This window comes from Sphingopyxis sp. 10G20-10 (assembly GCF_057365075.1).
In genome coordinates, this window is the sequence record NZ_CP195117.1 from 1,219,990 (window position 1) to 1,245,663 (window position 25,674).

Annotated in this window: 23 protein-coding genes; 10 read left to right on the top strand and 13 right to left on the bottom strand. The window is 59.9% G+C overall.

Annotated elements, in window-relative coordinates; genetic code table 11:
* Nucleotides 1–40: 40 nt before the first annotated feature.
* The 3 genes from ACR3XE_RS05915 to ACR3XE_RS05925 are packed head-to-tail and all read left to right on the top strand — an operon-like array spanning nucleotide 41 to nucleotide 4,695.
* Nucleotides 41–1,111: a quinone-dependent dihydroorotate dehydrogenase gene (locus ACR3XE_RS05915; RefSeq protein ID WP_473698536.1), complete on the top strand. Its 1,071-nt coding sequence runs from the start codon at nucleotides 41–43 to the stop codon at nucleotides 1,109–1,111.
* Between the two features lie 41 nt (nucleotides 1,112–1,152).
* Nucleotides 1,153–2,826 (top strand): gamma-glutamyltransferase, encoded by a 1,674-nt coding sequence (ggt, locus tag ACR3XE_RS05920; protein ID WP_486185982.1) that lies wholly within the window; start codon nucleotides 1,153–1,155, stop codon nucleotides 2,824–2,826.
* A 51-nt stretch (nucleotides 2,827–2,877) separates the two neighbouring features.
* A complete protein-coding gene (locus ACR3XE_RS05925; protein WP_473698535.1) occupies nucleotides 2,878–4,695 on the top strand; it encodes an AMP-dependent synthetase/ligase in 1,818 nt (605 codons plus the stop codon).
* A gap of 65 nt (nucleotides 4,696–4,760) precedes the next feature.
* On the opposite strand, the gene ACR3XE_RS05930 is transcribed toward ACR3XE_RS05925, so the two are convergent.
* From ACR3XE_RS05930 to ACR3XE_RS05960, 7 genes are all read right to left on the bottom strand, one after another.
* Nucleotides 4,761–5,210 (bottom strand): hypothetical protein, encoded by a 450-nt coding sequence (locus ACR3XE_RS05930; protein ID WP_473698534.1) that lies wholly within the window; start codon nucleotides 5,208–5,210, stop codon nucleotides 4,761–4,763.
* Between the two features lie 77 nt (nucleotides 5,211–5,287).
* A complete protein-coding gene (gloB, locus tag ACR3XE_RS05935) occupies nucleotides 5,288–6,013 on the bottom strand; it encodes a hydroxyacylglutathione hydrolase (RefSeq protein ID WP_473698533.1) in 726 nt (241 codons plus the stop codon).
* A 2-nt stretch (nucleotides 6,014–6,015) separates the two neighbouring features.
* On the bottom strand, nucleotides 6,016–6,453 hold the full coding sequence (locus ACR3XE_RS05940; RefSeq protein WP_473698532.1) for a VOC family protein: 438 nt from the start codon (nucleotides 6,451–6,453) through the stop codon (nucleotides 6,016–6,018).
* Between the two features lie 8 nt (nucleotides 6,454–6,461).
* Nucleotides 6,462–7,226: an alpha/beta fold hydrolase gene (locus ACR3XE_RS05945; protein WP_473698531.1), complete on the bottom strand. Its 765-nt coding sequence runs from the start codon at nucleotides 7,224–7,226 to the stop codon at nucleotides 6,462–6,464.
* A gap of 5 nt (nucleotides 7,227–7,231) precedes the next feature.
* Nucleotides 7,232–7,486 (bottom strand): DUF6356 family protein, encoded by a 255-nt coding sequence (locus tag ACR3XE_RS05950; protein WP_473698530.1) that lies wholly within the window; start codon nucleotides 7,484–7,486, stop codon nucleotides 7,232–7,234.
* Between the two features lie 85 nt (nucleotides 7,487–7,571).
* Entirely contained in the window at nucleotides 7,572–7,763 is a 192-nt protein-coding gene (locus ACR3XE_RS05955; protein ID WP_473698529.1) for a helix-turn-helix transcriptional regulator, read from the bottom strand.
* A 19-nt stretch (nucleotides 7,764–7,782) separates the two neighbouring features.
* Nucleotides 7,783–8,379, bottom strand: a complete 597-nt coding sequence (locus ACR3XE_RS05960) for a hypothetical protein (RefSeq protein WP_473698528.1) — start codon at nucleotides 8,377–8,379, stop codon at nucleotides 7,783–7,785.
* Nucleotides 8,380–8,557: 178 nt separating this feature from the next.
* Here ACR3XE_RS05960 and thrS point away from each other — a divergent pair, with 178 nt between their 5' ends.
* The 3 genes from thrS (at nucleotide 8,558) to ACR3XE_RS05975 (ending at nucleotide 15,079) form a co-directional block, all read left to right on the top strand.
* Nucleotides 8,558–10,564, top strand: a complete 2,007-nt coding sequence (thrS, locus tag ACR3XE_RS05965) for a threonine--tRNA ligase (protein WP_473698527.1) — start codon at nucleotides 8,558–8,560, stop codon at nucleotides 10,562–10,564.
* Nucleotides 10,561–11,325 carry a sulfite exporter TauE/SafE family protein gene (locus ACR3XE_RS05970; protein WP_473698526.1) on the top strand — a complete coding sequence of 255 codons (765 nt, stop codon included), beginning with the start codon at nucleotides 10,561–10,563 and terminating at the stop codon, nucleotides 11,323–11,325. The genes thrS and ACR3XE_RS05970 overlap by 4 nt, the downstream gene beginning before the upstream one ends.
* Before the next feature lie 163 nt (nucleotides 11,326–11,488).
* Entirely contained in the window at nucleotides 11,489–15,079 is a 3,591-nt protein-coding gene (locus tag ACR3XE_RS05975) for an autotransporter domain-containing protein (protein WP_473698525.1), read from the top strand.
* Nucleotides 15,080–15,172: 93 nt separating this feature from the next.
* On the opposite strand, the gene ACR3XE_RS05980 is transcribed toward ACR3XE_RS05975, so the two are convergent.
* Both ACR3XE_RS05980 and ACR3XE_RS05985 read right to left on the bottom strand, forming a co-directional pair.
* Nucleotides 15,173–17,686 carry an ABC transporter permease gene (locus ACR3XE_RS05980; RefSeq protein ID WP_473698524.1) on the bottom strand — a complete coding sequence of 838 codons (2,514 nt, stop codon included), beginning with the start codon at nucleotides 17,684–17,686 and terminating at the stop codon, nucleotides 15,173–15,175.
* Nucleotides 17,683–18,378, bottom strand: coding sequence for an ABC transporter ATP-binding protein (locus tag ACR3XE_RS05985; protein ID WP_473700353.1), 696 nt, complete (start codon nucleotides 18,376–18,378; stop codon nucleotides 17,683–17,685). The genes ACR3XE_RS05980 and ACR3XE_RS05985 overlap by 4 nt, the downstream gene beginning before the upstream one ends.
* Nucleotides 18,379–18,415: 37 nt before the next feature.
* Here ACR3XE_RS05985 and ACR3XE_RS05990 point away from each other — a divergent pair, with 37 nt between their 5' ends.
* On the top strand, nucleotides 18,416–19,129 hold the full coding sequence (locus tag ACR3XE_RS05990; RefSeq protein WP_473698523.1) for an arylesterase: 714 nt from the start codon (nucleotides 18,416–18,418) through the stop codon (nucleotides 19,127–19,129).
* A gap of 56 nt (nucleotides 19,130–19,185) precedes the next feature.
* On the opposite strand, the gene ACR3XE_RS05995 is transcribed toward ACR3XE_RS05990, so the two are convergent.
* Nucleotides 19,186–19,641 carry an outer membrane protein gene (locus ACR3XE_RS05995; protein WP_473698522.1) on the bottom strand — a complete coding sequence of 152 codons (456 nt, stop codon included), beginning with the start codon at nucleotides 19,639–19,641 and terminating at the stop codon, nucleotides 19,186–19,188.
* 148 nt (nucleotides 19,642–19,789) lie between these two features.
* The gene (gene rlmN, locus ACR3XE_RS06000) at nucleotides 19,790–21,040 is read right to left on the bottom strand and encodes a 23S rRNA (adenine(2503)-C(2))-methyltransferase RlmN (RefSeq protein WP_473698521.1); all 1,251 of its coding nucleotides are present in this window, start codon (nucleotides 21,038–21,040) and stop codon (nucleotides 19,790–19,792) included.
* Between the two features lie 96 nt (nucleotides 21,041–21,136).
* On the opposite strand from rlmN, the gene ACR3XE_RS06005 reads away from it, so the two are divergent.
* The gene (locus tag ACR3XE_RS06005) at nucleotides 21,137–22,102 is read left to right on the top strand and encodes a patatin-like phospholipase family protein (RefSeq protein ID WP_473698520.1); all 966 of its coding nucleotides are present in this window, start codon (nucleotides 21,137–21,139) and stop codon (nucleotides 22,100–22,102) included.
* Between the two features lie 11 nt (nucleotides 22,103–22,113).
* On the opposite strand, the gene ACR3XE_RS06010 is transcribed toward ACR3XE_RS06005, so the two are convergent.
* Nucleotides 22,114–22,611 (bottom strand): hypothetical protein, encoded by a 498-nt coding sequence (locus tag ACR3XE_RS06010; RefSeq protein WP_473698519.1) that lies wholly within the window; start codon nucleotides 22,609–22,611, stop codon nucleotides 22,114–22,116.
* A 174-nt stretch (nucleotides 22,612–22,785) separates the two neighbouring features.
* Here ACR3XE_RS06010 and dnaN point away from each other — a divergent pair, with 174 nt between their 5' ends.
* A complete protein-coding gene (dnaN, locus tag ACR3XE_RS06015) occupies nucleotides 22,786–23,901 on the top strand; it encodes a DNA polymerase III subunit beta (protein WP_473698518.1) in 1,116 nt (371 codons plus the stop codon).
* 38 nt (nucleotides 23,902–23,939) lie between these two features.
* Here the strand turns inward: dnaN and ACR3XE_RS06020 are convergent, their stop codons facing one another.
* The gene (locus tag ACR3XE_RS06020) at nucleotides 23,940–25,286 is read right to left on the bottom strand and encodes a PQQ-dependent sugar dehydrogenase (RefSeq protein ID WP_473698517.1); all 1,347 of its coding nucleotides are present in this window, start codon (nucleotides 25,284–25,286) and stop codon (nucleotides 23,940–23,942) included.
* A gap of 173 nt (nucleotides 25,287–25,459) precedes the next feature.
* Here ACR3XE_RS06020 and ACR3XE_RS06025 point away from each other — a divergent pair, with 173 nt between their 5' ends.
* A complete protein-coding gene (locus tag ACR3XE_RS06025; protein ID WP_473698516.1) occupies nucleotides 25,460–25,672 on the top strand; it encodes a hypothetical protein in 213 nt (70 codons plus the stop codon).
* Nucleotides 25,673–25,674: the final 2 nt, after the last annotated feature.

The window sequence follows — 25,674 nt, forward strand, 5'->3', positions numbered from 1 at the left end:
ATGGCTTGCCATAGCCCTCTGGCCAGCGCAATGGCGGGGCATGTCGTTCCTCTCCTCTACTGCTGATGCCGCCTATGCACTCGTCCGCCCGCTTGTTCACGCCAGCGATGCGGAGGCCGCGCACAATTTGACGCTGTCGGCGCTGGAATTGCTACCGTGCGCGCACCGTTCTTTGACCAGCCCGATGCTGGCGAGCCGCGTTGCGGGTCTTGATTTTCCCAATCCTGTCGGCCTTGCGCCCGGTTTCGATAAGGATGCGCGCGTTCCGCATATCATGCCGCATTTCGGTTTTGGCTTTGTCGAGATCGGGACGCTGACGCCGATGCCCCAATCGGGCAATCCGCGCCCGCGCCTGTTTCGGCTGGTCGAGGATAAGGCGGTGATCAACCGGCTGGGATTCAATAATGGCGGACAGATCGCCGCCACGGCTCGCATAAAGGATCTGCGCGCGCGCGGGTTGGTCGCACCGTTGGGCATCAACATCGGGGCCAATAAGGACAGCGCCGACCGCATCGACGACTATGCCAAGGGCACGGCGGCGATGGCGCCGCTTGCCGACTATATGACCGTCAATATCAGTTCGCCGAACACGCCGGGGCTGCGCGCGTTGCAGGACAAGGGCGCGTTGGAGGCGTTGCTTGACGCGGTCGCGGCGGCGCAGCCCAAGGAATCCGCAAAGCCTGTGTTTTTGAAGGTCGCTCCCGACCTCATGCCCGCCGATATTGACGATATTGTCGCGGTTGCGATGGATGCAAAGCTTGCCGGCCTGATTGTGTCCAACACCACGATCAGCCGACCCGACCTGACCTCGCGCCACGCGCACGAAACGGGCGGGCTTTCAGGGGCACCCTTGCGCGATCTGGCGCAGCAGCGGCTCAGGGATTTTCGCCGCGCGAGTGGAGGCGCGTTGCCGCTGATCGCCGTGGGCGGTATCGGTTCGGCGGAGGATGCGTGGGATCGCATCCGTGCGGGCGCGAGTTTGGTGCAAATTTATTCGGCAATGGTTTTTTCCGGGCCGGGGCTTGCTGCGCGTATTGCACAGGGTCTTGAAAGCTGCGCGCGGCGCGATGGCTTCGCACGGGTGGCCGATGCGATCGGAACGGATGCTTGACGGGCTTGCGCTGACGCCGTGACCGCGCCAATGTCGCCGCCATGTTCAAACGAGTCCTTAGCTACTTCGCCCTCTTCTTCCTCATCCTTCCCACGCTTGCCAGCGCGCAAGGGGTTGTTACCTCGGCCGACCCGCGCGCGACCGAAGCGGGACGTGAAATCCTGCGCGAAGGCGGGTCAGCGGCCGATGCCGCGATGGCGATGATGCTGGTGCTGACGTTGGTCGAGCCGCAATCGAGCGGTATCGGCGGCGGTGGTTTCCTGCTTTACCATGATGCGAAGACCAACAGCATCTCGACAATTGATGGCCGCGAAAAGGCTCCTGCTGCGGCGACGCCGCAACGTTTTCTAGGTCCGGATGGTCAGCCGCGCGGCTTTATGGATGTTGTGCCTGGGGGGCTGTCTGTCGGCGTTCCGGGCAACGTGCGCTTGCTAGAGGAAACGCATAAACGCTGGGGCAAGCTGCCTTGGGCCGACCTGTTCCAACCGGCGATCAAATTGGCGGAAAGCGGCTATGCCGTCACCCCGATTCTGAATAAATATATGCAGTTGGTCCGGCCGGTCTGGAAAGATTTTCCGGAAGTGCGCGCCCTCTATTATGTCGATGGCAAACCGGCTCCGGTCGGGACGATCATCAAGAATCCGGCCTATGCCAAGGTGCTGCGCGAGCTTGCCGCCAAAGGCGCGGACAGCTTTTATACCGGCAGCAATGCCGCGACGATTGTCAAAACAGTGACCACCGCGCCGCGCAATCAGTCCAAAATGACGATGGCCGATCTCAAAGCCTATCAGGCCAAGGAACGTCCCGCCGTTTGCACCACCTATCGTGTCTATAAAGTCTGCGGCATGGGGCCGCCCTCGTCGGGGGCGACGACAGTGCTCGGCATCCTGGGGATGCTCGAAGCCTATGACATGAAGGCGATGGGCAAGGACAGCGTGATGAGCTGGCACCTGATCGCAGAGGCGATGCAACTCGCCTATGCTGATAGGGCTGAATATCTGGGTGACAGCGATTTTGTCGATGTGCCGGTCAAGGGATTGCTCGACAAGGAATATCTGGCCAGTCGCCGCAATCTGATTTCGCCCTTCGGCGTGGCAAAAGCCTATCCGGCGGGCAACCCACCGGGCGCAGAGCCGCGCACGACGTCGGGGCCGGTCAACGAACATGGCACCACCCATTTTGTCGCGGTCGACAGTGACGGCAATGTGGCCACCATGACCTCGACAGTGGAGTCACTGTTTGGCAGTCACCTCATCGCCAATGGCTATATCCTCAACAACGAACTCACCGACTTCACCTTTGCCCCCGAAAAGGACGGCAAGCCTGTCGCCAATCGGGTCGAGGCGAACAAACGCCCGCTGTCCTCTATGTCGCCGACGATCGTCTATGGTCCCGATGGCAAGGTCATATTGGCGCTTGGCTCGGCAGGCGGAAAGCGCATCATCATGCATGTGACCAAGACATTGATCGGGGTGCTCGATTGGGGTCTGCCGGTCGATCAGGCGATTGCGCTGCCCAATCTATTCTTCACCGGCGACGGCGCGATTATCGAAGATAATGCGATGGGACAGAAAATCGCGGCAGAATCTTCAGTGTTCGGCAATCCTATCCGGACGGCCGATTTCGGATCAAAAGTCAACGCCATAGAGCGCACTGCCGACGGCTGGCACGGCGTCGCCGACCCGCGCAGCCCCGGGAACGCGCTGGCCGAATAATCTGACTATGCTGTGTCTCTGTTCAATCGCTCCCCTGGAAAGGCTCTGGTCATGACCGCAACACGCCAGCCGACAGAGGTTCGCACTGTCGAGCATTTCGACAATCTGGTCGCCATGTTTTTCGCTCGTGCCGATCAGAATGGGGATGGCCCTTTTCTGTCGCGAAAAATTGATCGCTGCTGGCAATCGCAAAGCTGGCGCGAAGTCGCCGAACAAGTCGCCGCGCTGGCGCATCATTTGCGCGATTTGGGGATGCGCAAAGGCGATCGGGTGCTGCTCGTGTCCGAAAACCGCCCCGAATGGTGCATTGCCGATCTGGCGATCATGGCGGCGGGCTGTGTCACCGTTCCCACCTATGTGACCAACACCGAACGCGACCATCAGCATATATTGAACAACAGCGGTGCGCGCGCGGTCATCGTCTCGACCGCCAAACTGGCGCGCAGCCTGATGCCCGCCGTTTTGCGTTCCAGCGTCGAACTGGTGGTGACGATGGAATCGCTGCGCGTCGGGCAACAGGGCAATGTCAATGTCGTCGACTGGGCGGGATTGGTCAGCGATGGCGCGCAATATCTGGACGCTTGCCGGGCCGCGATTGCCGACATCAAGCGTCAGGATCTGGCGTGCCTGATCTATACCAGCGGCACCGGCGGCGCGCCGCGCGGGGTGATGCAACCGCATGGCGCGATCCTGCACAATGTCGAGGGTGCGGCCGCCGTGATTGCCGAGGATTTTGGCTGGGAAGACGAGGTGTTCCTGTCCTTCCTGCCGCTCAGCCATGCCTATGAACATTCGGGCGGCCAGTTTTTGCCTATCGGGCTTGGTGGGCAGATATACTATGCCGAAAGTCTGGAGAAACTGGTCGGCAATATCGAAGAGGTGCGCCCGACGATCATGGTCGTCGTTCCGCGTCTGTTCGAGGTGATCCGCGCGCGGATGATCAAGGCCGTCGGGAAGCAGGGGAAGATGGCGAACTGGATGTTGAACCAGGCGCTGCGCGTCGGTGAAAAGGATTATGAAATGCGGCTTGGTCTGCTTGATCGGCCGGTTGACCTGTTGCTGGGCAAATTGTTCCGGCCCAAGATCAACCAGCGTTTTGGCGGCCGGATGAAAGCGATGGTGTCGGGCGGGGCGCCGCTTAACCCCGAAATCGGGGTGTTTTTCCATTCGATCGGCCTGACCCTGCTCCAGGGCTATGGTCAGACAGAGGCGGGGCCGGTGATCAGCTGCAACCGCCCGTCGGCAGGGATCAAAATGGACACGGTCGGACCGCCGCTTAAAAATACCGAAGTGCGGATTGCCGATGATGGCGAGATTTGCGTGCGTGGCGAATTGGTGATGCTCGGTTATTGGCGCAACGAGGCCGAGACCGAACGGGTGCTGATTGACGGCTGGCTGCATACCGGCGACATCGGGCATATTGACGAGGCGGGGCGCGTGGTCATCACCGACCGCAAGAAAGACCTGATCGTCAACGACAAGGGCGACAATGTCTCGCCGCAACGCGTCGAAGGGATGCTAACACTCCAGCCCGAGATACTGCAGGCGATGGTTTATGGCGACAAAAGGCCGCACATCGTTGCGATCATTGTTCCCGATCCCGAATGGGCAATCGAATGGGCCGAGGCCGAGGGGCTGCCCAAGGACATGAAGCTGTTGCGTGAGCATGATAAATTCCGCAGCGCGGTGCGTGCCGCCATCGACCGCGTGAACGGCCAGCTATCGGTGGTTGAGAAAGTCCGCAAATACGCCTTTGCTGACGACGCTTTCACCATCGAGAATGAACAGATGACGCCGTCGATGAAAATTCGCCGCCATGTGCTGAAAGAGGTGTATGCCGACCGGATTGCGGCGCTTTATCGCGGGTGACAGGCGGGGGGCGACCCGAAAGAGCTCTCGGTGCAAACCGGACCCCGCCTATCGCTGAACCAGGCTCAGCCCGCGTCCCCCGCCGGCTTGCGATAAGGGACGAATTCGCCAAAGACGCAGGTCGGCCCGCGTATACCACTTGAACGGTCGACAAGGTGGAAGAAATCGCCTTCACAGGTTTGTGATCCAAACTGCCGCACGACCATGATGTCGCTGTCGCGCGCGAGGCCGGGACAACTGCCTTTTAAATTATTGCGGTAAACCAGACGTCCCGACGCCCGATACAGCAGAATGTTATCGGACACGCGGATCGTGCTGTAATTTTGCGTATTGGTCATGCAGTTCACGGGCTTGCCTGCGACTTTGTCTGCGAGTTGCTTGTCGAGCGTTTTCGCCTGTTTGGGGGTCAATGCCGCTGCGCCCGCCGCGCCAGAACCTGCCGGCGCACAACTGGCAAGCAAGGGCGAAACCGCGGCCATCAGCACCGCAGTGTGTAAAAGAGTCAGCTTTGCCATGATTTTGCTCCTCGCAAGGTTATGAACATAGGTGCGCCAAATGAATGGTTGCTGAAGCCGCGAGGCCTCACAGGCCGTCAGGCTGCATCTTTCAGCGCGCGAATGCGGCCCAGTTCGGCGGCGCTGCTGGCGCGCAGAAAGGGGTTGGTGGCGCGTTCGGCCCCGATAGTTGTCGGAACCGTCGCAACCCCCTTGGCCCGATCCGCTTCGACCGCCTGCAATCGCTCGGCCAGTGCGACATTGTCCGGATCGACGGTGATCGCAAAGCGCGCGTTCGACAGCGTATATTCATGCGCGCAATAGACATGAGTCGCATCGTCGAGTTCGCCCAATCGCCGCATGTTGGCGTACATTTGCTCCGCCGTGCCTTCGAACAAGCGACCGCAACCCATGGCGAACATCGTGTCGCCGACAAAAATCACATGCTCATCGGCAAAATGATAGGCGATATGGCCCGCCGTATGCGCGGGGACTTCCATCACTGTGGAGATATGCGCGCCAAGCTGCACAATATCGCCTTCGCTCACCAGCCGGTCGGCGGTGGGGATACGCGCGCGTTCGGCAGCGGGAGCAATAATCTCGCATCCGGTTTTGGCCTTTATGCCCGCATTGCCGCCGGTGTGGTCGGGATGCCAATGGGTGTTCCAGATTGCGGTGATCGGCCAGCCGCGTCGGTCGGCCTCCTCCAGCACCGGTTCGGCAACGGCGGGGTCGACCACCATCGTTTCGCCGCTGTCGTTGTCATGGACCAGCCAGACATAATTGTCGTTGAGAACGGGGATACGAACAATATCAAGTGCCATGCCTACCACTCCCCGACATTGGGCATCGACGCCCAAGGTTCCTGCGGCGGCAAGCTGCCGTCCTGCAGCAGTTCCACCGAAATGCCGTCGGGTGATCGAACAAAGGCCATATGGCCATCGCGCGGTGGGCGGTTGATCGTCACGCCCGCATCCATCAGCCGCTGGCACGTCTCGTATATATTGTCGACGCGATAGGCGAGGTGGCCGAAATTGCGCCCGCCACCATAAGTTTCGGGCGCGCTGCCATCCTCGGCTGGCCAATTATAGGTCAGTTCGACCTCGGCAATATCGGCTTGCCCCGGACAGGCGAGGAAGATGAGGGTGAAGCGGCCCTGTTCAACATCGAAACGGCGGACTTCTTCGAGTCCGACAAGGTTGAAAAAAGCGATAGTGGCGTCAGGGTCCGACACGCGGATCATGCTGTGGAGAAAATGGGTCATACCCCATCTTAACCCGCCGAGAGCAACTGTGCCAGCACATCAATCAACAGTGCAATGTCGCCATCACGCGACAGGCGATGGTCGCCGCCCTTGACCAACGTCACCCGCACATCTTCACTCGTCAGCGCGGCGGCCAGCCGCAAGCTGATATCGGGTGGAACATCGCCGTCATCCTGTCCATGAAGCAGGCGGACAGGGCAGGTGAGGGAGATGGCGTCGTCGAGCAGGCGGTTGGCCTCACCCGACTGCCAAAAGCCCAGCGTCGTGACATAAGGCTGGTCGCTATAGGGCGTTGCTTCGGCGAGCAGTCCTTCGGTCGCGATAATCGCTTTCTCGCTGGCGCTGAAACCCCAGTCGGTGAAATCGGGCGCGGCGGCGATGCCGACCAATCCTGACACGCGTTGCTGGTCATCGTCTTTGGTGAGCGCGAGCGCAACGAGCAGCATCAGCCACCCGCCCATCGACGATCCGACCAGCAGGACCGGCCCTTCGACGCGGTGGTTGATCAGGTCGATCACATCGTCGCGCCAATCGACCAAAGTCTGGTCCGTAAACAAACCGCCCGATTGACCGCATCCGGCATAATCGAGCAACAGGCAGGCGCGGTCGTTCGCGGCGGCCCAATCGAACAAGGCGGTCGCCTTGCCGCCTTCCATGTCGGACATATAGCCGGGCAAAAAGACGATGGTCGGTCCACGTCCCGCAACATGACGATAGGCCAATCGCGGTCGGCCGGCTCTGTCCAGATACAGGGGGGCGTCGGCGTCGCCCATTGTGGTCAAATCACCCAGTCGACGGTGCTCATCTGGGTCGCCGCTTGCCCCTTGGCCCGACGCTGTTCGACCATGATGCGGTTGAGCCGGACGATGGTGTTGCTGCCCGTGGTGATGCACCAGCCGGGAACGAGCGCATGAACCAGTGCGCACAGCCCGCCCCAGATCATGGTCACGCCAAAGCGCGACGCGACGCCGAAATGCTCGATGTAATTTTCATCGACGCTGCGCGGATGTTCGACAAACAGGCGGTGAAACATTGTGGCCCTCCAAAGCTGCTGCTGCCCTAGCGAGCGTGACTGGCGCAAGCAAGGGCAGCAGAGCGGGAGGGGCCGGGGAACCATGTCAGTCTCGTAGAAAAATCTCTTCGATCGGCATGTCGAACAGATCGGAGATACGAAAGGCGAGGGGAAGCGAGGGGTCATATTTTCCTGTCTCGATGGCGTTCACCGACTGGCGCGATACCGCCAGTTTTTCGGCAAGGTCGGCCTGGCTCCAGTCGCGCTCGGCACGGAGGATTCTGAGACGGTTATTCATGTCCCGCGCACCTTGTTAATCATGCCCCGCGCACCATGTTGATCAGGCCGCCGATCCCAAGTCCAACGCACCAGACCGGCACGGCGGCCCAGGCTTCGGGTTGCTGAACGACGTCAAAATTTGCAAGGAAGCCCCAGAAGGTGGCGACGGCGAGTAGCCAGCCGGTGGCGATCAGCGAGGCATTGACCTTGCGGATGCGCAGATATTCGTCGGTCTCTTCGACGAAATAACGCCCCATCGCCCAGATCATGCCAAAGACCGGCAATGTCGGCAGCAACGACAGAAGAGACTTTTGCAAGACATTGAGTTCATACTGTTTGAAAACGAGCGTCGCGATCAGCAGTCCGAACCCATAGAGAAAGCTGACCGTCAACAGACGCCGATTATACCGTGCGACAACCGGCGACGCGCAGCCCTTGCTTTTCTGTAGCTGTTCGCTTGCCCGGACCAAGGGGATCAGCAACAGCATAGGGATCAGCATTAGCGCCAGACCCCATGGTTTCGGAGCATAATCGGTCGCCGACAGAAACATCTCCATCGCAAAAATAGCGACCAGAAAAGCAAGTGCCCATAGGACGACAGCCCGCTTTTGATTACGTATATAATGTTCTTCCACGTCAAGTCTCCTTGCAAATCTGTAAAGGGTCATTAACACCGTTTGTTTGAACTTGTCAAGCGTCATTGTCATAATGTTTGGCTAACTTGTCTTGGTCTGCGTCATGCTGCCTCTTGCGGCGGCGCACCATGGCTGGCAAAGGGACGCGTGTATTTCGCTTGGAAAAGGCCGTTTTTCGATGTCTCAGATGATCCGCGTCACGCTTCCCGATGGCTCTGCCAGAGATGTAGCGCGCGGCACGACCCCGGCCCAGATCGCAGCCGATATCGGACCCGGCCTTGCCAAGGCGGCGCTTGCCGCGCGCGTCGATGGCGAATTGCGCGATATTATGCGCCCGCTCGACAGCGACACGACGCTGGCGCTGGTGACCAGCCGCGACGAGGCGGACGCGCTTGAGCTCGCGCGCCACGATTTCGCGCATGTGATGGCCGAGGCGGTGCAGAACCTCTTTCCCGGCACACAAATCACCTTTGGCCCGTCGACCAGCGACGGTTTCTATTATGACTTTGCTCCGACCGCCGAGCATGGACCGTTCCGCGATGAGGAACTGCCACTGATCGAAGACGAGATGCGCCGCATTATCGCCGCTGACCTGCCGCTCAACCGCGAAGTGTGGGAACGCGACAAGTTGATCGCCAAATGGCAGGCCGATGGCGAGACGTTCAAGGCCGAGTGGGCCGCCGAACTGCCGCAAGGTGAGGAACTGACCGTCTATCGGTCAGGCGACGGTTGGATGGACATGTGCCGCGGCCCGCATCTGGCGTCGACGGGGAAGCTTGATCCCGCGGCGTTCAAACTGACCCGCGTGTCTGGCGCCTATTGGCGCGGCGATCAGAAAAATGCCCAGCTCAGCCGCATTTACGGAACCGGCTGGCTCAACAAGAAACAGCTCGCCGAACATCTGGTCCGGCTGGAGGAAGCGGCGAAGCGCGACCACCGCAAGATCGGGCAGGACATGGACCTGTTCCATCTGCAACCCGAAGCACAAGGGTCGGTGTTCTGGCACGCCAAGGGCTTTCGCCTGTGGCGCACGCTCGAATCCTATATGCGTCGCCGCCTCGACGCCGCCGACTATGCCGAGGTCAAAACGCCACAACTGATGGATTCGCGGCAGTGGGAGCAGTCGGGCCATTGGGGCAAATATCGCGAGAATATGTTTATCGTCCCCGACGAGATTCCCTCGGTTGATGACGATGCGCCGGTCTTGTCGGGTGAGGGCGACCTGATGGCGCTCAAGCCCATGAACTGCCCCGCGCATGTTCTGGTCTTTCGTCAGGGCATCAAAAGCTATCGCGACCTGCCCATCCGCATGGCCGAATTTGGCTGCTGTCATCGCAACGAACCGCACGGCGCCCTCCACGGCATCATGCGGGTGCGCCAGTTTACACAGGACGATGCGCATATTTTCTGTCGCGAAGACCAGCTGATTTCGGAAATCGTCGATTTTTGCGACCTGCTCGACAGCGTGTATCGCGACCTTGGTTTTGAAAGTTACGCGATCAAATTGGCGCTGCGCCCCGACCAGCGATATGGCAGCGACGCCGAGTGGGATAAATCCGAACAGATTTTGCGCGAGGCCGTCGAAGCCTCTGGTCGCGCCACCGAGGATTATGGCTGGGAAGAGCTGCCCGGCGAGGGGGCATTTTATGCGCCCAAGCTCGAATTTCACCTGACCGATGCGATCGGTCGGACGTGGCAGGTCGGTACCATTCAGGCCGATACCGTGCTCCCCGAACGGCTCGACGCCAGCTATGTTGGTGAAGATGGGGCGCGCCATCGTCCCGTCATGCTCCACCGCGCGATATTGGGAACATTCGAACGCTTCATCGGCATATTGATCGAGCATCATGCCGGCCGTTTTCCGACTTGGCTGGCACCTGTGCAGGTGGTCGTCACAACCATCGTCAGCGACGCAGATGATTATGCCACCGAGGTGATGAAGACGCTTGAAAAGGCCGGTATCCGGGCCGAGCTCGACGTTCGCAATGAAAAGATCAATTACAAGGTTCGCGAGCACAGCCTTGCCAAAGTCCCGCACTTGTTCGTCGTCGGCAAGCGCGAGGCCGAAGAAGGCACGGTTGCGATCCGCACGTTGGGTCGTGATGGCCAGCGGATCATGCCGCTCGCCGATGCGCTTGCAATGCTCAATGACGAGGCGGTTCCGCCCGACTTGCGGGACGCTTGAGCAACCTGTTCGACCAGATTTCCGACATATCGCCGTTGCTCCTGTTCGGGGCGGCAGCGATGACTTTTGCCGCCGCCTTTGTGCGCGGGCTTACCGGCTTTGGTATGGCGATTATTTTGGTGCCGCTGCTGGGCATGATCATCCCGCCCGAACAGGCCGTCGTGTTGGGCATTTTTCTGCAACTGCTGATCGGTCCTGTGGGCATAAAGGCCATTGTGGCCGACGCGGATCGGCGCACTGCACTTCCCATCGCGATTATCGCCATGGTGGCGACACCGATTGGCATGCTGGCGCTCAACGCCATTGAACCCGATGTGGCGCGATTGATGATTACGTTGATCGCTGTGGGGGCGTTCGTCGCCGTGTTGCTTCCCAAGCAGCCCGAGGGGCATCAGCCGGGACGCATGGCGGTGACGGGAACGGGGATTGCGGCCGGGGTTCTCAACGGATTTGCCGCCATGCCGGGGCCGCCGGTCGTGCCGTTTTATATGCGACGTTCGCTTGCACCTAAAGTCGCCCGTGCATCGATGCTGCTGATCTTTTTCGGCACGGCTACGGCGGGAACGCTGGCGGCATGGTTCGTGAGCATCGCCTCGCTGCGCCTTGCCTTGCTGTCGCTCATCCTGTTTTTGCCCATGTGGCTCGGCAATTATGTTGGCGGCATGGCGTTCGGCAAAGTGCCCCCGTCTATCTGGCAAACGATCGTTGCTATCGTCTTGGGATTGGCGGGCTTATCCGCCATTATCAGAATGGCTAACTGACCACTATCTGTTTGACTAAAGGGCGGGGTCGGCGCCACCCTTTGGCATCAATCGCAGTTTGGTGAAGATTCGCGCAAGATTGGGCGTCTTGCAAATATGGGCAGTGAACGAATCGATGATCAATACGAGCATGTTGCCAGAGTAAAATTTCAGGGGGGATAATATGACACTTAAGGGAAAGAATCTACGTCGCGGGCTAATGCTTGGCGGCGCACTGGCGGCATTGGCGACGATGATGGCCGCAGCTCCGGCGATGGCGGGCGATCCCGACAATCAGGCGCAAATTGTTCCGAATGACAATTTTACACCGGATGACGTTGTCGACGATGCGGGCAGTGTGAACGGTGTCGGCATGTTTTTCCGCAATGATGGTTTTGTCTGCACCGGCACGCTGATCAATCCCCGCACCGTGTTGTTCGCGGCGCACTGCGTCGATGACCGTCCCGAAAGCGATTATGGTCCGGTGATCAAATCGGCATTCTCTTTTGGTAGCAACGCCCTGCCGGGGTTTCAGAACTGGATCGGCAATGGCTTTGCCAGCAATCCAGACATGTTCGTCTATAATATCAATCAGATATTCTATAATCCGGCGGCTGTGCAGCGTCCCGATGGACAGGGTTTTCTGGAGGGCGATATTGCCGTAGCCAGCCTTGACACGCCGGCCGCCAATGTCCCGACATGGGCGCTTTTATTTTCCGCTCTGCCGACCCCTGATAGTATCGATCCGGTCACCGGCACCGGCTATCATGTCAATATCACCGGCTATGGCAGCACGGGCAGCGGAACGACGGGAGCCTCAGTGGGTATAGACTGGCGTCGTCGCGCGGCTGAGAATATGATCGGTGCGCTGACCTCTTTTGATGACCGCAATAACTTTCTTTTCGGAGACCCGTTTGGCGATTTGCCGCAGGTTCTTTATCGTCTGGATTTTGACGATCCGAACAAGACAAATCCGTTTGATTTCAACCTCTACAAGGACGAAGCGCTTCCCAATGAAGGAGTGACAGCGGGCGGAGATTCGGGCGGGCCGCTGATTCTTGATGCTGCCAAAAACCCGGATTTCGGTGGTGAAGATCTGGTGATCGGAACCCTATCGGGCGGGTCACGCTTCTTTGGCCCGCAAGTGTTCAGCAGCTATGGTACCGAAAGCTATTATCAGCCGCTGTTCCTGTTTTGGGACTATATCGCAGAGACTAATCCCTATCGCTATGTCAGTGCGAACACAGGCGATGGCAACTGGGAAGACCCCAGTCATTGGACGACCGACCTCGACCCCGCTTATCGCGTCATCGACAGCAACGGCAATGTCGTCAACGGTATCCCGACAACACTAGGCGAAGGCATTTTGGGTGATACGCCGCAATGGGGCGAAGTTTGTTTTGACAATGAAGGCGATAATCCGGGCGATGAGTGCCAAGACCTGTCGACCGGAGATCCGACACCACCCGCGCGCAATCAGGCAGGGGCTGATCTTCAGTCGGGCATTGGTCAGGTCGATCCGGCCAGCCTGGCCGGGAATAATCGGAAAGATGCTGCGAACGAAGCACTGGATTCGGTCGCGACCTCAACTGGTAGGCAATCGGGTGACTCCAAAGCGGTCAGCCTAAAGGTTGAAAATGAAGCCCAGCGCGACGGCATGATGGTGGAAAACCGCGCGCAGGGTGAGGGGCTCGACCTTGCCGACAATGCGCTCCCGCCCACAGGGGTCGAGTTCGCGATCAATTCGTCACAAAAGACGGGCGTTGAATTTGCACTCAATTCGTCGCAAAAGACGAGTGTCGATTTCGCCAGCGAAGCGCCGCAGAACCACAACACCGACCCGGCCCCCGTGCCGACACCGGCGGCGACTCTCGACAATGGGTTGCCCGGCGCGACCAATTTTGTTCCCGACAATCTGGACCCGCCATCGGGGACGAATGGCCCGCGGCGTTATTTTGAAGTCACGCTGAACCAGGCGGGCATGACCACGCTCAGCAGCGCCAGGGCGATTGACCGGTTAAATGTCGGAGGGGCCGCCGCGCTCAATATCGCGGCTGCGGGCGATCTGACGGCGGTGAATGATGTCAACCAGACGGGCGGCAGGATTGTCGTCGATGGGGCGCTTTCCAGCGTCGGTGACTATACGATGTTTTCTGGTCTATTATCGGGTGCTGGGACGGTGAAAGCTCCCTTCCTGACCAATATCGCCGGTGCCATCGCACCCGGCACCATGGGTTCGACTGGCACGTTGACCGTCGATGGCAACCTGATTTTGGCATCGGCCTCCAGCCTGTTGCTCGATCTGACTTCGGCCGGCGCGTCCGATCGTGTCGACGTGACGGGCATGGCCAATGTGGGCGGTCAGGTGATGCTCAATTTCAATGGACGGGTGTCATCCAATGATCCCACCACCTATCGCATCTTGAATGCGACTGACGGCGTGACCGGTACATTTGAAGGCGGAGTCAGCAATGCGTCCGCCATTTTGCAGAGCAGCCTAGTCTACTCCACCAATGCTGTCGATCTGATGGTTCAGGCGGCGAGCTATTCGACAGTGGTTGATCCGAACAGTCAGGTTCAAACAAGCTATGCCAAGCTGCTAGACGATAATCGCGGGAATACGTCGCTCGTCGGCCTCTATGATGTCCTTGATTATGTTCCGACAGCAGAGGGTGTCCAGGCGGTACTCAACTCTCTGGCCCCTACCACCGAAACGACCCAGCGCACGCTGGTGCGCGGTATGATGAGCAATATCTCTAATTTCCAGAACGAACGTCTGAATCAGTCGTCGCGTGCCGACACAGGCGGCACCATTGCCGTGATTGGCCAGCCGCTACAGCTGGCTCAGGCTTCGCTGACCGGCCTGCCGGGCCAGACACAAGCGGTGCGAAGCGATGCCGGGATGGGTATGGGATCGAGCAGCCGCACCACGGGCGGCATCAACGAGGATATGGCGATCTATCTTGCCGGTGGCTATATTGATGGCAGCGGCAATGCCATGCCCGTAACCGGCGGTCTGCCTGACGACAAATTTGACGGTTACTTTATTTCCGGCGGCTTGGAATATTTCCCGTCGGAGGGCAAAATGGTCGGGGGATCGCTCTATTACAGCGATGTAGACGCCGATGCTGCCTTGGGTAACGCGACGTCAGGACGGATGATTGCAGGCAGCCTTTATGGTAGGGTGCGGACTCCATCGAATTGGCTGCTCGATGGCCAGTTCAACATTGGTAGCTATCGTTCGCGCACCCTGCGCAACGTCGTGCTTGGCCCGACGGCCTATCAGCTGAAGTCCAAGGATAATAATATCGTCTGGGCGGCCGAAGTTGGTGTGTCGAAAGAGTTGCCGGTTTTGGTCGGTCTGCTGACACCGGGTGTCGACCTGCGTTATGCCAGCGCCAATTTCGGTCCTGTAACCGAAACCGGCGGCTTGCCGGCTCTGACCATCACGCGCGAGGATTATGAAAGCCTTCAGGGCCGCGCGGGTTTGATGGTGGGGACTGCTAAATCGAACACGCTGTGGTTCAGTGGCAAATTCAACTTTGTCCATGAATTCCTGAACAATCCGACCAGCTTTGCGGCCAATTTCGTCGGTGGTCAGGGCAGTTCGGTTCCCTTTGCTCTAGCGAGCGATGACCGCAATTGGGGCGAATATGGGTTTGGCCTGCACTTTGGGCGCAGCAACGTCAAAGTTGATCTGACGATCGACTTCATGGTCGGGCGCAAGGATGTGTCGTCGCAGGTTTATCAGGGCGGCATCACCTTCATGTTCTGATCGCGTGCTGTGTCGATGAGATAGGGGCGCGGGCTTTTTGGTCCGCGCTCTTTTTCATGCGGGCAACGCTGAGGGGAATTGTGCAGCGCGGCGCTAGAGATCGCGCAGCGCCGCCGCCGGTCTAGCCGTCAGGACCGGCCAACTGCCCGCAATGCCGATAAGGAATGCCAGTCCTGCGCCGCCAAGCAAGGTCATGCCGACGGTTAGGGGATCGGGCGCAAAGGTAAATTCGAACAGGCTGACCACGACATAGCGCGCGGCTGCCAGCCCCAGCCCCAATGCCAGCGCGGCAAGGATCGCCGCCAGCACGGCATATTCCAGTCCCTGCGCGCCCAATATCTGCCCGCGTGTCGCGCCAAGCAGCTTAAGGATCACGCTGTCATACACCCGCCGCTGACGGCTGGCCGCTATGGCGCCGATCAACACCGCAATGCCCGCCAAAATGGCGATGCTGGCGGCTGCGGCAATCGCGCGGCTCATCTGCGTCAGCAATGTCGTCACCTGGCTCACCACGTCGCGCACAGCGATCAGCGAGGCAGAGGGGAAGGCGCGTGGGATGCTGCGCGCGAGGCTTGCCTCAGCAGAGGGCGGGACCGCGACCGTCGCGACCATATTATGCGGCGCAGCGTCAAAGCTGCCGGGCGAAAAGACGAGGACGTAGTTGAGGCCGAAATTGTCCCATTCGACCGTGCGGAACGATGCGACTTTCGCCTGCACCTCGACCCCCAGCACATTGACGGTCAGCGTATCGCCGATGCGCAGGCCCAACGTGGCGGCAACCTCTGCTTCGACGCTGACCAGCGGCGGTCCGGCATAATCCTTGGCCCACCACTTGCCAGCAGTTAGCGTGCTACCATTGGGCAGGGCGGCGCTATAAGTCAGCCCGCGATCGCCGCGCAGCACCCACGCCCCTTCGGGCAGGGTTTCCAGTTCATCGACGCGCTTTCCGGCAAATTCGGTGATGCTGCCGCGTAGCGCGGGAATGAGGTTCATCTGCGCGTCGGACGCTGCGTCCGTTACCATCTTGCGAAAAGCGGCGGCGCCGGGACGGGGGATGTCGAGGACGAAGAAGCTCGGCGCGCGCTGTGGCACGGTGCGCGCAATCTCGGCGGTGATGCTCGTCTGGATCGCGGCCAGCGTGACGAAAAGCGTCAGTCCCAAACCCAGTGCCACCACCAGCGCGCCGGTCGCGGCACCCGGACGGTGTAAATTGGCGAGGGCGAGGCGTAGCAAAGGACGGCGCGGACGCGGCAACCGGCTGGCGACACGTTGGATAATCCACGACAGGGCAACGAGCAGCAACAATAAGCCCACAGCTGCGCCGATAAAGCTGAGCGCGAACAGCGGGTCGCGGGCGGTCCCGACCGCGAGCGCCACAATGGCGGCAAGGGCGAGCACCACAGCCAGCGCGGTCTGTCTGTCGATGCGCGGCGCGGCGTCGAGGGTGGCACGATAAAGGCCCGCGGCAGGAACATGCCGCGTCGCGGCCAGCGGGGGCAGGGCAAAGGCGATGGCTATGAGCAAGCCATAGGCCGCGCTGACCGCCAGCGGCAGCGGATAGAGCGCTAACCCCGGCTTAACCGGCAGCACGTCACCCGCAATCGCAGCAATAATCGAGGGGGCGAGGCTGCCGACAATCAGGCCGGCGACAATCGACATCGCCGCGACCGCCAATATTTGCAGGCCATAAATGCGCAATAGTGTGGCGCTGTCGGCACCGAGCACTTTCAGCGTGGCAAGACCGGGGCGTTTGCCGGCCAAATAGCTGGCGACCCCATTGCCGACGCCTATTCCGGCGATGACCAGCGCAGCTAGCCCGACCAGCGACAGGAATTGCCCCATACGCTCGATAAAGCGGCGCGTACCGGGCGCGCCATTGCTGCGATCGGTGATGTCCCATCCGGCCTCGGGAAAGGCGGCGGTCAAATCCTTGCCGACCGTGTCGGGGCTGGCCGTAGCGGGCAGTTTGATGCGATATTTGCTTTCAAAGAGGCTGCCCGGCTGGATCAATTTCGTCGCAGGCAAATCATTGATGCTGATGATCGCGACGGGTCCCAGAGCGAATCCTTCACCCAGCCGGTCGGGCTCCTCGGCGATAATGCCGTCGATCCGGAACGATTTTTCGCCAAATTTCACCTGGCCGCCTACTTTCAGGTCAAGCCGCGAAGACAGGTCCGGCGCAATCCAGATGCTCCCCGCAGGCGGCGGGCCTTTGCGCGCGCCGCTGTCGAGATGCAGCGCGCCATAAAGCGGGTAGGAGTCATCGATTGCTTTGAGTTCGGACAAAAGGGCGTCGCCGTCCGGCGCATTCGCCATCGCGCGCATCCGCACAGTTGACGACGTCGTGCCTGCTTTACGGAATGCACTGAGTTCGGCGTCATTCGCCTCGCGCTGCGGAAGGCTGAATTCAATATCGCCGCCGAGAATCGTCTGACCGCGCCGCGATAGTTCGTCGGTGATGCCGCTTGTCAGACTGCCGATGGCGGCCAGCGTCGCTACGCCCAGAAACAGGCAGACGGCCAGCAGACGAAGCCCGCGAATTCGCGCCGCCAGATCACGCCGCGCAATGCGCCAGACGGCAGTGAGAGGGAGCCGCGCCCCGCTCACGCAGCGATGGTTTCGCTGATCCGGCCGTCATGCATTTCCAGCACGCGATCGCATAGGGACGCCAGTGCCGGGTCATGGGTAATGATCAGCAAGGTTGCGCCCAGCGCTTTGCGGCGGGCGAACAGCAGTTCGATGATCGCTTGGCCGGTGGCCGTGTCGAGATTTCCGGTGGGTTCATCGGCGAACAATATGGCGGGCGCGCTTGCCATGGCGCGCGCAATCGCGACCCGTTGTTGTTCACCGCCAGACAATTGCGCCGGATAGTGCGTCAGCCGGTGGCCCAGCCCGACCGCAATCAGCTCCGCTTCGGCGCGCTGGAACGGCCCGGTCATTCCGGCGAGTTCCAGAGGCACAGCGACATTTTCCAGCGCAGTCATCGTCGGCAACAGGTGGAACGCCTGCAACACAATGCCGATGCGCCCGCGCCGCGCCCGCGCTAGCTCATCCTCGTTCATCGTGCCAAAATCGAGCCCAGCAATATGGATGCTGCCGCCGCTCGCCTGCTCCAATCCGGCCAGAACGGCCATCAGCGAGCTTTTGCCCGATCCTGAGGGGCCGAGTAGTGCGACGGACTCACCTGCCGCTACCGACAGGTCGACGCCGCGCAAAATATCAACAGGGGCCTTGTCGCTGCCCAAAGTTAGCGTCACATTATGGGCATCGATAGCTAGGGCGGGCGCCACTTGCGGCATCGGTCGGATGGTATCGGTCAAGGAAGGACCCTTTGGAATGAACAAGGCCGGATGGCGTCGTGCCTTCATATATGGTTGCACCCTGTTGCTTTGCCAACCGCTGGGAGCTTGCGGATCGGCAGAAAAGCCGCAGGTTTCGACCGACGACCAGCGGGTTCAGGTGTCCGAGCCGGTCATCCCCGCCAACGCTCCGCTGGTCATTGCCTTTGGCGATAGCCTTTATGCGGGCTATCGGCTTGGTCCCAAGGAAGGCCTGGTGCCGCAGCTTCAGGCCGCTCTTGCGGCTGATGGCGTTGCTGTTCGGGTTCAAAATGCGGGCGTCTCGGGCGACACCACGGCGGCAGGTCGCGCGCGACTGGACTTTGTGCTGGATTCGACAAAGCAAAAGCCCGCGCTGGTCGTGCTCGGGCTGGGTGGCAATGACATGTTGCGCGGGATCAGTCCCGACCAGACGCGCGCCAATCTGGATGCGATGCTCGCCGATCTTCAGCGACGCAAGATCAAGGTGCTGCTGACCGGTATGCTTGCCTCGCCCAATATGGGGGCGGATTATGCCGCCGCATTCAACCCGATCTTTCCCGAACTGGCGACCAAATATGGCACCTCGCTCTATCCCTTCATCCTCGACGGGGTGGCGACAGTGCCGGGGATGCAGCTTGACGATGATATTCACCCCAATGCCAAGGGTGTGAAGGTGATGGTAAAGGCGCTGGCCCCGTTGGTAGAGGATGAACTGCCCGGTGACTCATGAAAAAGGGCGAGCCCGCAGGGCCGCCCTTTTCCGTATCAAAATCGTTGGATTAACGATTAAAAGGCAAAGCCGATACCGGCTGCCACGGTGTTGAAGTCACCAAAGTTGTTGATGAACTGGTGGCGATATTCGACCTTGCCATAGACGTTCTGACCGAACTTATGTTGATAGCCTGCACCGATGTAGGGATCATCGATGTCGCCGAAGGTATAGCCGGCGTTGGCGTATAGCTTTCCGTTGGCTCCGATGCGGGCACCCGCACGACCGCCAGCTGAAAACTGGACGTTGGCACCATTCTGAAGCACCTTGTCACCAGCGATCTCGGCACCGGCAAATGCCTTGTCGCCCAGATTCAGGTCATAGCCACCGGCGATGCCGGCGGTCGCTTCGTCGATACCATTGCCCCAAATATAACCGCCGCGCACTTCGACGTGGGATTCGCCATCAGCGGCGAGAGCGGGGGTGGAGAGCCCGGCAGCGAGGAGAGCTGCTGCTATTGCGAACTTGTTCATCTGTTTTTCCTTTTCATTGAACTGGGCCGCGCCTTTGACGTCGACCCACGCGCATAAATGGCGTTGCCATCTTGCTGTGCAATGAACGAAAAATATCAGTGCCAATTATTTTAATTGCTGTGTTGTTTTGGCAACACGCATTGAGCGATCAACCCAGAGCGGCCTGTTTTTCCTCGGCAATCCGGTCGAGTTCGGCGCGCGTAGGCTTTGTCGAGGCGCTTTTCAGCTGTCCACACGCTGCCATGATATCCCGTCCCCTGGGGGTGCGGATCGGCGCGCTGATCCCCAAGCCGAAAATGATGTTGCTGAACGCACGTACACGCTCGGGCGTTGAACATTCATACATGGCGCCGGGCCAGGGATTGAACGGGATCAGGTTGACCTTGGCGGGCAGGCGGTAGTGTTTGATCAGCCGCACCAGCTCGCGCGCATCTTCGTCGCTGTCATTCTTGTCCCTGAGCATCACATATTCAAAGGTGATGCGCCGCGAATTGCTCGAACGCGGGTAATCGGCACAGGCTTGCAGCAATTCCTCGATGCCATATTTGCGATTGAGCGGGACAATTTCGTCGCGCACTTCCTTGGTCACCGCGTGGAGAGAGACAGCCAGATTGACTCCGATTTCCTCGCTGGCGCGCTGCATCATCGGCACCACACCGCTCGTCGACAGGGTGATACGACGGCGCGACAGGCCCAGTCCTTCGCGGTTCATGACGATGTGGAGGGCGCTTTTGACCTCTTCAAAATTATACAGCGGTTCGCCCATGCCCATCATCACGATGTTGGTGAGCATCCGCCCGTCGGAGGTATAATTGCCGCCTTCATCAATTTCGCCGTCTGCTTCATCAGGGTCGGGGCCAAAGCCCGCCATTGTTCCCTTGGGCCATTCGCCCAACTCGTCGCGCGCCAGCATGACCTGTCCGACAATTTCGCCCGCCGACAGGTTGCGAACGAGCCGCATGGTGCCGGTGTGGCAGAATCGGCAATTGAGCGTGCAGCCGACCTGACTCGACACGCAGAGCGTTCCGCGATCGGCGTCGGGGATGAACACCATTTCATATTCCTGCCCGTCGGACGCGGCGAGCAGCCATTTGCGCGTGCCGTCGGTCGATACCTGCGCGGTGCGCACGGTGGGGCGGCCGATGATGAAGCGGTCGGTCAGCCACGGGCGCATCGTCTTGGCAATGTCGGTCATCGCCTCGAAATCGGTGACGCCGCGATGATAGATCCAGTGCCAGATCTGCTTGGCGCGCAGCTTTGCCGCCTTGGCGTCCAGCCCCGCTTCGGCCAGCACCCCGCCAATCACCTCACGGCTCAGGCCAACAAGGTCGATGCGGTTGCCGCCACGCGGCGGGACTAGGCCCGTCGTGACGGGGTCAATATGGCCAGGAATTTGCATGATGGGCGGGCATATAGGGAGGAAGCGACTGGAGCGCAACGTCAGGCCCACAAGACGACCCCCTGAAACGATGGAAAAAATGCTATCATTCTGTTCATGGCAAAAGGACTCGCAATTGTGCTCTCTGGCGGAGGCGCGAAGGGCGCTTTCCAGGTCGGCGTGCTTGATGAGCTGATTTCGCGCCGTGGGATCAATTTCGACATATTCGTGGGCGTCTCGACCGGCGCTATTCAGGCGCTCGCCGGGGCGCAGGACGATATTCCCGGCTTGATGCAGGAATGGCTGGCGCTACGCGGCAACAAGGACGTCTATACGGGCAAGTTCCTAGGGCTGGTCGGCGGATTGTTCGGTGCCGATTCCATCTATAATGCAAAGCCGATACGGACCCGGATCAACGCTTTTGCCGATGAGGAGAAATTGCGCGCGACCGGGAAAAAGCTTTTGCTCGGCGTCGTCAATCTGGGCGGCGGTGAGTTCCGCAGCGTCGATGAAAGCACCCCGGGTATCGCCAACTGGGTCTATGCGAGCAGCGCGATGCCGGTCTATTTTGAGCCGCTGACCACCCGCGATGCCGCTGGTCGTGAGGAACAATGGGTCGATGGCGGAGTGCGCAATGTGACACCATTGGGTGAAGCGATGAACCAGAATCCGCGAGCTATCTTGGTCGTCAAAACCGCACCGGTGCCGGTGCCGCCGCAAATGCCCGACAGCTTCGACGGCCTCATCAAAATCGGTCTGCGCTCGATTGATATATTGCAACAGGAAGTCAGCCTGAACGACACTGCCAATGCGGATTTGATCAACGACCTCATCGCTGCGCGCGCAGCGCAAGCGCAGGCGTTGGCACATGCAGGCATAACTGGCGATGCCGCCGCAACGATCCTCGCCCCGCTCGACACGCAGATTTCAGACTATCGATTCGTACCAATCCGTATCGTCCAACCAGAGCAGCAGGTATCGGACACGCTGGAATTTGACCCGGTGAAAATCCGCGCTGCGATAGAGGCGGGGCGTCAGGTCATTTCGGACCAATGGGATTCGTTGGAACCGTTCCTCAACTGACCTGAGCAACGTCAACGCAGATTCGCGCACCCCAATGCCGCCGCGTCGATCGCCGTGGCGGCTCCGCGCAGTTTATAGGTATCGGCAATCGCGCCGCCGCTGGTCGATGTGCTTTCGATGCTCATGCTCGGACTCGACCGCATCGCAGCGACGATGGCGGCGTCCATGCGCGGGTCGCTTGCCCAGCCGTGGATGCCATTGCCGGTCAGGATGAAGCGGCGGCTACCGATGGTCAGGCGCAGTTCGGACGCGGCGCGGCGCGATTTGGTCAACCGGACGTAAAATTGGCCGCGGAGCCGTGATTTCGGCCAATATCCGACCGTTGCAAAGCCTTTGACCTGTGGTGTGCCGATGGTGGCATCGGGCCGAGCGATGGCATAGCAGCGCGGCGTTGCCGGATCGCGAAAGGCACCCCAGCCGTCAAAAACACCCAGCGCGTCGCGCGGCGCGGCGCTGGCCATGGACGGAAGCAGCGCCAAAATAACCAGAAAGAAGAGAGAATAGCGCATCAGACTTCGATTGCGCGAATGCGCCTGATTTGCAAGCATGGCTTGCCTCCCACGACGCGCACGTTAAGGAAGGTGAACTATTTTTAAGAAGGGAATCGGGGCGCCGCACCGGCAACCGCATCCCCTTCTTTCAGGGACTTCTCCCGCAAAGAAGCACAGGGACGGCTGACGAAGATGAAAGCGACGATTGAACGCGCAGTGCTGCTCAAAAGTCTGGGCCATGTCCAGTCGGTTGTCGAACGGCGCAACACCATACCCATTTTGTCGAACGTCCTGATCGAGGCCGATGCTTCGGGTCAGCTTAAATTGATGGCAACCGACCTGGATTTACAGGTCGTCGAGACCATTGCAGCCAAGGTCGAAACGGCTGGCACGACAACCGTGTCGGCGCACACTTTGTTTGAGATTGCCCGCAAATTGCCCGAAGGGTCCGAGGTCAGCCTGAATGCCGCCGACGGCAAGATGCAGATCAAGGCCGGCCGGTCGAACTTTAACCTGCCGACGCTGCCCCGCGATGATTTTCCTGTCATTGCCGAGGGCGACCTGCCGACCAGCTTTGAATTGCCTGTCGCCGAGTTGATGCACATCATCGACAAGACACGCTTTGCCATTTCGACCGAAGAAACCCGCTATTATCTGAACGGCATTTTCTTTCATGTTGCCGAAGATGCCAGCGGCGCGGTGTTGAAAGCTGCGGCGACCGACGGTCACAGGCTTGCGCGCTATACCGTCACCCAGCCCGATGGTGCGGCCGGGATGCCCGACGTGATTGTCCCGCGCAAATGCATCGGCGAAATCCGCAAGCTGCTCGACGAGGCCGAGGGTAATGTCGAAATCAGCCTGTCAGTCTCCAAAATTCGCTTCACGCTTAATCAGGCAGTGCTGACGTCGAAACTGATCGACGGTACCTTCCCCGATTACAGTCGCGTCATCCCGACCGCGAATGACAAGCTGCTTACTGTCGATCCCAAAGCCTTGTATCAGGGCGTCGACCGCGTTTCGACCATCGCCAGCGAGAAAACGCGCGCGGTGAAGGTCAGCCTCGATAGCGATCGCATCACGTTGAGCGTGACCAGCCCCGAAAATGGCACCGCCGCCGAAGAAGTCGCTGCCACCTATGCGAACGACTCGATGGAAATTGGCTTCAATGCCCGTTATTTGTCCGATATTTTAGGACAGATTGACAGCGACAAGGTTGAGCTTCATCTCGCAGACGCCAATGCACCGACGCTGATCCGCGAAAGCGAAAAGAGCCCCGCGCTCTATGTTCTGATGCCGATGCGGGTCTGAACGGCCCGGCCTCTCCTCCAGAGGGGGAGCGCGCGAAACTAGCTTGCCTTCTTGCTCACCCGCCAGATGATACCCCCGGTATCGTCGGCCACCAGTGCGCTACCGTCCTTGGCAACCTGTACGTCGGCTGGACGGCCCAATGTGGTCTTTTCATCCTTGGCCAGAAAACCGTCAAGGAAGGGCAGTGGGAGCGCGTCGCTTGGCCGGTCATTGGCCCCGAACTTCACGAACACCACGTCATAACCCGACGCGGGCTTGCGGTTCCATGACCCGTGGCGCGCGATCAGCACGCCATTGGACCAGGCATCACCAAGGTCGAGTCCTTTGGTAAAGGTCATCCCCAACGGCGCGACATGCGCGCCCAGCGCATATTCGGGGCGTCGCACATATTCGCGGCGATCCTCGGCCTCCGGGGCGACGCGCGGGTCGATATAGCCGCCCCAATAATACCAGGGCCAGCCAAAGAAATCGCCTTCGTCGATATGCGCCAGATAGTCAGGGACCAGATCGCTGCCCAGCATGTCGCGCTCATTGACCACCGCCCACAAATCGTTGGTCGCCGGATTATAGGCCAGACCCGAAGGATTGCGAATTCCCGACGCAAAGGTCCGGATGTAATTCTGTTTGGGCCGCACTTCCATAATCCGCGCGCGCCGCACCTCACGGGCCGGACCCGCCTCGCCAATATTGCTGTCGGACCCCACGCCAATATAAAGGCGCGTGCCGTCGGCGTTCGCCACCAAGGGTTTTGTCCAGTGCCTGTTGGTCCCTGCGGCGGGCAGGTCGACGATTTTGACCGGCTTACCTGACATGGTCGTTTCGTCGGCTTTGTACGGAAAAGCGAGCAGTGCGTCGGTGTTGGCGACGTAAAGCGTGTCACCGACCAGCGCCATGCCATAGGGCGAGTTGAGTCCGGTGATATAGACGGACTTCACATCGGCCTTGCCGTCGCCATCACTATCGCGGAGTAAGGTGATGCGGTTAGCCGACTTGCCGCCGGCGCCAGCCTTGTCCATCAGATCCTTCATGATTTTGCCCTCGATGCCCGATGTGTCGCGGGGAGGGCTTTCGGTCTCAGCGACCAGCACATCGCCATTAGGCAGCACCAGCATTTTGCGCGGATGTTCCAGCCCCTCGGCAAAGCGTGCGACGCTCAGCCCTGCTGCGGCGTGCGGCGACTGACCGGCGGGCCAGCTCGTCGCGACAGGCACATGCATGGTCGGGATCGTCTCGGCCCGCTGACTGGCCATCACCGGCACTCTGCCGCTTAGCTCTGCGGTCGAGAAGCGCGCCACATCGGGGCGCGACATAACATATAGGGTTATGCCGCCGGCCAGAATCAGCACCAAAACAAGGAAGGCGAGGAATTTGAAAATCTTGCGCATGGTTGCTGTCTACACCGGCTTTGCGCAGCGGAAAAGGGGCGAAAGTGGGCGACATGCCTGGTTAATGAAATCGGGTGTGGCATTAACCTTACCCACGCGTTCATCACCATTGGGAACAGGGTAATCATGGCCGCGCATTAGAGGGGGAGGGCGTTTAAAGGACCAGACACTCCATGTTGCCAGCCCCTTTTCTTTCTGACCGTGCTGCGGTCGACGATGCAAACCAGCTGATCCATCAGCATGGCGACGAAGCGGGCTTTGCCGCTGCCGCGCGCGCCGAGCAATATCGCGTGCTGGGTAATCACCTGCATTTCGCGCGCTGGCGTCAGATTGAACGTCTGATCACCTATTTATCGATCGACGATATTCTCGATACGGTTCACTAAAC

What these genes read in the sequence shown, in the direction of transcription:
- ACR3XE_RS05915 (WP_473698536.1), top strand. Translation starts at nt 41, where the DNA reads ATGTCGTTCCTCTCCTCTACTGCTGATGCCGCCTATGCACTCGTCCGC.
- ggt (WP_486185982.1), top strand. Translation starts at nt 1,153, where the DNA reads ATGTTCAAACGAGTCCTTAGCTACTTCGCCCTCTTCTTCCTCATCCTT.
- ACR3XE_RS05925 (WP_473698535.1), top strand. Translation starts at nt 2,878, where the DNA reads ATGACCGCAACACGCCAGCCGACAGAGGTTCGCACTGTCGAGCATTTC.
- ACR3XE_RS05930 (WP_473698534.1), bottom strand. Translation starts at nt 5,210, where the DNA reads ATGGCAAAGCTGACTCTTTTACACACTGCGGTGCTGATGGCCGCGGTT.
- gloB (WP_473698533.1), bottom strand. Translation starts at nt 6,013, where the DNA reads ATGGCACTTGATATTGTTCGTATCCCCGTTCTCAACGACAATTATGTC.
- ACR3XE_RS05940 (WP_473698532.1), bottom strand. Translation starts at nt 6,453, where the DNA reads ATGACCCATTTTCTCCACAGCATGATCCGCGTGTCGGACCCTGACGCC.
- ACR3XE_RS05945 (WP_473698531.1), bottom strand. Translation starts at nt 7,226, where the DNA reads ATGGGCGACGCCGACGCCCCCCTGTATCTGGACAGAGCCGGCCGACCG.
- ACR3XE_RS05950 (WP_473698530.1), bottom strand. Translation starts at nt 7,486, where the DNA reads ATGTTTCACCGCCTGTTTGTCGAACATCCGCGCAGCGTCGATGAAAAT.
- ACR3XE_RS05955 (WP_473698529.1), bottom strand. Translation starts at nt 7,763, where the DNA reads ATGAATAACCGTCTCAGAATCCTCCGTGCCGAGCGCGACTGGAGCCAG.
- thrS (WP_473698527.1), top strand. Translation starts at nt 8,558, where the DNA reads ATGTCTCAGATGATCCGCGTCACGCTTCCCGATGGCTCTGCCAGAGAT.
- ACR3XE_RS05975 (WP_473698525.1), top strand. Translation starts at nt 11,489, where the DNA reads ATGACACTTAAGGGAAAGAATCTACGTCGCGGGCTAATGCTTGGCGGC.
- ACR3XE_RS05985 (WP_473700353.1), bottom strand. Translation starts at nt 18,378, where the DNA reads ATGCCGCAAGTGGCGCCCGCCCTAGCTATCGATGCCCATAATGTGACG.
- ACR3XE_RS05990 (WP_473698523.1), top strand. Translation starts at nt 18,416, where the DNA reads ATGAACAAGGCCGGATGGCGTCGTGCCTTCATATATGGTTGCACCCTG.
- ACR3XE_RS05995 (WP_473698522.1), bottom strand. Translation starts at nt 19,641, where the DNA reads ATGAACAAGTTCGCAATAGCAGCAGCTCTCCTCGCTGCCGGGCTCTCC.
- rlmN (WP_473698521.1), bottom strand. Translation starts at nt 21,040, where the DNA reads ATGCAAATTCCTGGCCATATTGACCCCGTCACGACGGGCCTAGTCCCG.
- ACR3XE_RS06005 (WP_473698520.1), top strand. Translation starts at nt 21,137, where the DNA reads ATGGCAAAAGGACTCGCAATTGTGCTCTCTGGCGGAGGCGCGAAGGGC.
- ACR3XE_RS06010 (WP_473698519.1), bottom strand. Translation starts at nt 22,611, where the DNA reads ATGCGCTATTCTCTCTTCTTTCTGGTTATTTTGGCGCTGCTTCCGTCC.
- dnaN (WP_473698518.1), top strand. Translation starts at nt 22,786, where the DNA reads ATGAAAGCGACGATTGAACGCGCAGTGCTGCTCAAAAGTCTGGGCCAT.
- ACR3XE_RS06020 (WP_473698517.1), bottom strand. Translation starts at nt 25,286, where the DNA reads ATGCGCAAGATTTTCAAATTCCTCGCCTTCCTTGTTTTGGTGCTGATT.
- ACR3XE_RS06025 (WP_473698516.1), top strand. Translation starts at nt 25,460, where the DNA reads ATGTTGCCAGCCCCTTTTCTTTCTGACCGTGCTGCGGTCGACGATGCA.